At 35.8% G+C, this 7,270-nt stretch carries 3 protein-coding genes and 1 pseudogene; all 4 read left to right on the forward strand.

All coding sequences use genetic code 11. The annotated features are described in order from the left end of the window. Positions 1–33 precede the first annotated feature (33 nt). Complete coding sequence (locus RAO94_01210; GenBank protein ID MDP8320947.1) at positions 34–5,043, forward strand: tandem-95 repeat protein; 5,010 nt, start codon at positions 34–36, stop codon at positions 5,041–5,043. 464 nt (positions 5,044–5,507) lie between these two features. After that, positions 5,508–6,041 (forward strand): helix-turn-helix transcriptional regulator, encoded by a 534-nt coding sequence (locus RAO94_01215; protein ID MDP8320948.1) that lies wholly within the window; start codon positions 5,508–5,510, stop codon positions 6,039–6,041. Positions 6,042–6,238: 197 nt separating this feature from the next. Further along, positions 6,239–6,391 (forward strand): annotated as a pseudogene (locus RAO94_01220) (DUF1232 domain-containing protein). A gap of 163 nt (positions 6,392–6,554) precedes the next feature. After that, positions 6,555–7,270: hypothetical protein (locus RAO94_01225; GenBank protein MDP8320949.1), on the forward strand; the 716-nt coding region annotated here is incomplete at its 3' end.

Below are 7,270 nucleotides of genomic sequence, written 5' to 3' on the forward strand. Positions count from 1 at the left end.
AACCAAGCTAGAGGGGTTTGGTTAAATTATGGTGTGATCAATTTGATTAATTGTATAATTGCAGATAATACCTGCGGGATTTATAACTATGGTGGTATCTGTAATTCTTACAATAACTTAATAACAAACAACTTAACTGGTGGGACTATTTCTATTTCGGGTGCATCATCAGTTATAATCAATAACACAATTATTAACAATCAATCAACAGCTATTGGTAATTACTCTGGCTCATATGTTAATGTTGCTAATTCTATTATTTGGGATAATTCTCAATCCTTCGATGCTAATTATTTTGTTTATGTTTGTAATTCATTGATACAAGGAAGTGAATTACCAGAATTAATTAATAATATTGGAGGTAACATCTTAGATACAGATCCTCTTTTCGATGATCCATTAAACGGTAATTTTGAATTGCAATCTGATTCCCCCGCCATTGACGCTGGTTCATTCTATGCAACTAACTTAGATTCAATTGATTTAGTCGGTAATTCGCGTATCAGTAACGGCAGAGTTGACATTGGAGCTTATGAATATCAGCAGACCGGAGATTGGCTTTGGGTAACATCTCCTTTAGGAGGAGAGTTTATTGAGAGCAGTTCTTCTTTTCTTATTACCTGGATTAGAAGTGATACAAGTTCTACAGTTACAATTGAGTTTTTTGATGGAGCTGACTGGTCAACAATTAGTAATTCTGCTGTAAATACTGGTGAATATAATGATTGGATTGCTCCAGGAATTGATTCTGATGATTGCTTGATCAGAATAACTGATAATGGTAATAATGAGATAACAAATGTATCCGATAACACATTCTCAATCAAAGGAAATATTATTGAGCACAACGAAGAAGTTTCGGGAATATGGACACTAGATGATTCTCCTTATACTATAATTGGTAAGGCAACTATCCCGGCAGGTTCAACGTTATCTATAGAACCAGGAGTAGAAGTTGAGTTTAAAACCGGCTCAATGAATACTGTAAGTTCGGATTACTTCGATAAGGGGATGTTGCAGGTTAATGGTAAGCTGGAAGCTGTTGGTTCATCAGAAAGTCCGATTACTTTTTCAAGAAATGGCGAGGATGGTTATTGGGGAATGATTTATTTCACTTCTACAGCAGATACAACAAGTATTCTTTCTCACTGCAATATTGAATATGCAGATGCTCTGATAACCAGTGATATCTTCTTCGGAGGAATCTCCTTTAATAATTCATCTGCTATTGTGGAAAACTGCGATATTTCCAATTGCTACTACGGAATTGATATCTCATATAGTTCTGAGCCCATTATTCGCAATAATAAAATTCATTATAATATTTATGGTGGTATCCTCTGCTGGTCAAGTTCCAATACGGAAATCATCGGAAACGCTATTTATAATAACGGCTATATTGCTAATGAAACCTATGGGGGTATTGGGATCAGATGTTACAGTTCAAGTCCTCCACTGATCAATAACACAATTTCACTTTCCGTCAGCGAAAGAAGACTCGACAGAACCAGAATTGAAGTTAATGCTGGTGAATATGAAAAATCACTCAATTTGAGCACCCGAAATCTGCTTTATGGTATTTACTGCGAAGAATCATCAAGCCCATACATCACTAATTCGCTAGTCTATGGCAATGGACCTTTTGAAGAAGGTGCTAATATCTATATTGAATCCGGTTCTCCTCATCTTAGTTACTGCCTTTTAGAAGATCAAACCTTTCCACCTGGAGCAATAGATGAAGGGAATAATGTTCTGGGGGCGAATCCTTTCTTTGTGGATGCAGCAAATGAGAATTTCCAGTTGCGGTATATTTCACCGTGTATCAATGCCGGAATTCCTGATACAACAGGTTTGAATTTACCTGAATATGACTTAAATGGAAATCCGCGTGTTTTTGCAGGTGAAAATGCAATTATTGATATAGGAGCTTATGAATATCAGGGAGAGCCATTACAGATAGATTTTTCTGCCGATATAACTTCTGGTAATGCTCCTTTGATTGTTGAATTTACAGTTACGGCTAATTATCCTGCAGATGTTTACGAGTGGGATTTTGATAATGATGAAGTTATAGATGCTGCTGGTGAAAGCGTGAGTTGGGAATTCCCGGTTGGCGTTTATACTGTTACCCTGAATGCGATTTATGGTTTGGATGTGATAATAATAGAAAAGGAAAACTACATTACTTCACTCAATTCACCACCCTTTGTGGAAAATCCGGTAACAGCAGTGTCATTTGATGAAGATATGATTGATAGCAACCTGGATTTGAATTACATCTTTTCTGATGAGAATGGTGATTCGTTGAGCTTTTATAATTCAGGCAATGATAGTATTATGGTAGAAATTGAGGATGGGATTGTTATACTGTCTGGTGGTTTGAACTGGTATGGCACCGAGGTCATTACTTTTACGGCTGATGATGGTTACATAGAGAGAGGGAATGATCTTATAAGTGAAAAACAAAATCAGGACTACTCCAGATCAACGAGGAATATCTTTTCTAAAGCAAATGAGAGTATTTCCGGGAGAGTAGCGGCTTCTTTGGATATAGAGATTACCATTGAACCGGTTAATGATCCACCGGAGATAGATTTACCGGAGAGTATTACCTTTTTTGAAGACGAGAGCTTAAACTTTGATCTGACATCTTATGTGGATGATGTTGATCTTGATTTACTTACGATAGCTGCAGTAGAATTTGAAGGAGATAGCCTGTCTGCCATATATGAAGATCTGCAGGTAGTTTTCAGTGCTGTCGCTAATTGGTATGGATTGACGGAGGTAGCTGTAACCATTACCGATAATGTGAGTAGGATTACAGCGACAGATATTTTCACAGTTGAAGTAATAGCAGTTAATGATGACCCGGAAATTGATTTACCGGATAGTTTTACATTCTTGGAAGATGAGAGCCTGGTGGTGGATTTCAGTGAATTTGTGGATGATGTGGACAATGTGGATTTAGTGCTTAGCTGTGCTGGGAATTTGGAAATTGGTGTTGAGATAGACAGTCTGATTGTGACATTTACGGCAACTGAGAACTGGTTTGGCTCTGAGCTATTGACATTTACAGTTGACGATCAGCAAGGCAGAGCAGTAGCTTTTGATAGTGTGGAAGTGATTGTAACTCCAATAAACGATGCACCGGAGATAGAATTGCCTGAGAGTTTCAGTTTTAATGAGGATGAAAGCCTGGTAGTGGATTTTGCACCATACATTAATGATATTGATGGCGATGAATTGATTATAGTTTCGGAAAATTATGTGCATGTGATTGTCAATATTGAAGAGCATATAGTCACTTTTACAGCTTCTGAAAACTGGTATGGAGTTGAAACAATTATCTTCACTGTTTATGACACGGAGGCTCGTTTATCTGCCAATGATATCGTGAATGTCATTGTTGAACCCGAGAATGATCCACCGACTATTGATTTGCCGGACAACTTTACATTTTTGGAAGATGAAAGTCTGGTGGTGGATTTCGGTGAATTTGTGAACGATGTGGACGATGTGGACTTACTGCTTAGCTGTGCGGGGAATTTGTATATTAATGTTGATATAGACAGTCTGATTGTGACATTTACTGCAATGGAAAACTGGAATGGATCTGAGCTTTTGACATTCACTATTGACGATCAGCAAGGCAGGGAAATAGCTACAGATGAAGTTGATATAGTCGTTGAAGCAGTAATGTATCCTCCATTAATAAATTTGCCCTGCTCATTCACACTTGAAGAGGATACAGAATTATATGTTAATTTCGCGTTTTTTATCCTTGGTGGTGATGAATTTGAATTAACTGCTGACGCTCATGAAAATATTGATATTGAAATTAACGGCTTTGGGGTAACTTTTACTCCTTCCACTAACTGGAATGGATCAGAAATCATTACTTTTACAATTAATGACAATCAAAGCAGAACCACTGCTTCAGATGAAACAATAGTAATAGTAACTCCTATCAACGACACGCCTGAGATTAATTTACCGGATAATTTTTCATTTGATGAGGGATCATCACTGACGGTTGATTTTCACCAGTTTGTTTATGATGCAGATGGAGATTCTTTATTGATTATTAATGAACCTGCGGAAAATATTTGGGTTGAAACTATTGATCTGGAGGTAACCTTTTCAGCAGAGCCAGGTTGGACTGGCAGTGAATATGTATTTTTCATGGTTGATGACGCAATATGTCGTCCCGAATATATGGACTCTACTCTGGTAATTGTTAACGAGTTATGGGGACATCATTACGGTGATATTGATGATAATGGCTCTGTTGAAGCTTATGATGCGGCTTTAATTCTGCAATACGTGGTAGGTATTGATCCAGAGCCGGCAGCACCTTTGCCTTGGGAAGATTGGCAAATCACTGCTGCTGACGTGAGTGGGAATCTGGAGATTGGTGCTTATGATGCTTCACTTGTAATTCAATATTTTGTGGGACTCATTTATGCCTTTCCGGTAGAAACTTTCCGCGAGGAGATTGTCTGTCAGAAAGCTGATATTAGTGTTACTTTGGAAGATGGGATTTTACGGTTTACAAGCAATAGCGAGTTGTATTCGCTATATCTAACATTAGACGAAGAAATTGAGAACTATAAATGCCAGGAGAATATAATATCAGCCAGCAATGAAAACCGGATAGCATTAGCAGCAGCATACCCGATTACCGGAGAATTTCTATCAATTCCGGTAAAACTGAACTATCAACAAATAAAGCTGATTGCCAATGAGCAGTATTATGAGATAGAATTGGGTGATAATATTGAGATGGTCAATAACTTAACTGTCTATCCCAATCCGTTTAATCCGGAAATAAACATCAGTTTTGAGTTGGAGGAATCTGGGTATATATTACTTGAAGTGTATAATATCAAAGGTCAGAGAGTTTGTACCCTGATTTCTAATGAATTCACAGCAGGTAAGCATTTAGTGACCTGGAATGCTTCAGAGCAGAGCAGTGGAATATATCTGCTGCAGTACCAATCAGAGAATATAATGGAAACCAGGAAGATAATTTTACTGAAATAGATTTGGATACTTGCTATTAGAAGGGACGGGCAATTTGTCTGTCCCTTATTATTTAACTCAGTCTATTTATTCATCAAGTTTTTCCTTTCCCAATAGTTGGTTTGGTGAGAGGAATCCTAATATCGCCATACTCGATTTGCCACGGATGGCACGGATTTGCACGGATAAGAAGATGTAGCTTAATCGTCCTTGATTAAGTCCATTGAAATCAATCAGGGACGATTGATCTACATGCTTGATAAAATATCCAGTTCAAGATAAATTCAGATCAAAATGGTCTGGGTGGTGAAATAGTCTTACATTACATTTCTGATATATGAGCGGTATGGAATAGATCAAGGCATCATTTTCTATATTATTAACTTGTCAGGACAAAATATATATTGTTAATTAATAATAAATTTTCTTGACATATATATTTTTAATTTTGGAATTGTCTCAGTTTAAATAGAAGGAGTGGAATTTTGAGTCCTGAAAAATTAAAGAATTTTAGATTAGAGATGAATCTTACCAGAAAGAACCTGGCAGCTATGCTGGAAGTGAGTGAAGCAACAATTGTCCGCTGGGAAGATGAACATAAAGGGAAAGAGCCTTTGGAAATGAAGGAGAAAGACAGTTTGCTTTTGGAAACATTAGCCTGGCTACACGAAAAAGCAACTAAAACCAAAGAAATTAAAGAAGAGACGGTTATTTATGCCTTGATATTACTGTTATCGGGCAGTACAAAACACTTAAAGTATTTGGAAAAAAGATTTAAAAGCTGGGGGTCAATGTTATTATCATCATCTGTAGGAATGGCGATGATAGCCATGCCAGTAGCTACGTTTTCAAGCATTTTATTGCATTTATTGCGTGTAGTTGAGATTAAAAAATCAAAGACATTAGATCAGCATATTGAATTATACACCGAATATGGTAAAACATACGGGGTTAGAGCATTGCTCTGCATTGCAGGTAAAATGAAGTTGGAAGAACAAAGGAAAATATTTATTAAATAGGAGGATACATGTCAAAAGGTGAAAGAGTTGAAAATGCTAAAAGCAAAATTAATGAAGATTTTGTTAACAAGGGAGCCGAAAAAATTACGACTGATGACGTAGAAAGAGTAATCTCGAAATCTGAAAAGATTTTAGAAATGGTTAGGAATATACCAGTGATGGGAAGATATCTTGAGGATATCATTGTGATGCTGCAGATGTTAATAGATTATATTAAGGGGGAATATAAAGAAGTTCCCTGGTGGGTAATAGCATCAGTTACATTTGCTTTAATTTATCTACTTAGCCCCATTGACCTGATACCAGATTTTATTCCTGTAATCGGTTATCTTGATGATGCTTTCGTGATTGGAGTATGTCTTCATCTAATTGAGAATGATTTGCAGTTATATCGTAAATGGAGGTTTAATAATGGCTCGTAAAATTCGAAAAGATACAAAGATAGATACATTGAGAAAACGGGCTGGGAAGTAAAAAATAAATTATGAAAACACAGAACAAGGAGGAAATATCATGGAAAAATCTGAAGAGATTAAAATTTTAATCAAGAAAAGTGAGAAATGTAAAGAAGAAGGAAATTTTGACAGGGCGATTTTTTGGATTCTTAATGGGTTAGGAAAATATCCAGGTGAAATTTCACTTATTAATATGGTTAAGATTATTATTTTTTCTATGAAAGATAATCTATTTAAGGAAAGAAATTTAAACGTTGCTGAGCAGAAACTTTCATGGTTAGGGATATTCTATCAAGAACAAATACCTATGGTGAAATCAGAAGATTTAGAAATGATTTTCACCTATATGGAAGAATTGAATAATACTATAGAAACTATGGATGACATAGCCCCTAATGTTCCAGATAGTATAACGCAAGAAAAAACTAAGAATGAATTTGAAATTCTTTTAGAAGAAATTGAAAAAACAGAACATAAATTCGGAGTTATCCCATCAGATGTCAAAGATATAGAATGTGAATTTGAAAAATTCAGTCAACTATCAGAAAGAATAGAAATGTTAAGTATCACTACTACAAAAAATAAAACTGCAAATAGAGTTAAATATTATTTAGAAGACCTTATTAAAGCAAAACAATTTGCTAATTTACTTGGTGAAATTGAAAAAACATTCAAATACATTGAAAAATCGCTAAAAAAGCAAAAATCAGTATATCTTATGCAACATGCTGATGAATTAATCCGTCAACTTGTATTATTATCCATTTCACTTGA

This window comes from Candidatus Stygibacter australis (genome assembly GCA_030765845.1).
Lineage (GTDB): Bacteria > Cloacimonadota > Cloacimonadia > Cloacimonadales > TCS61 > Stygibacter > Stygibacter australis.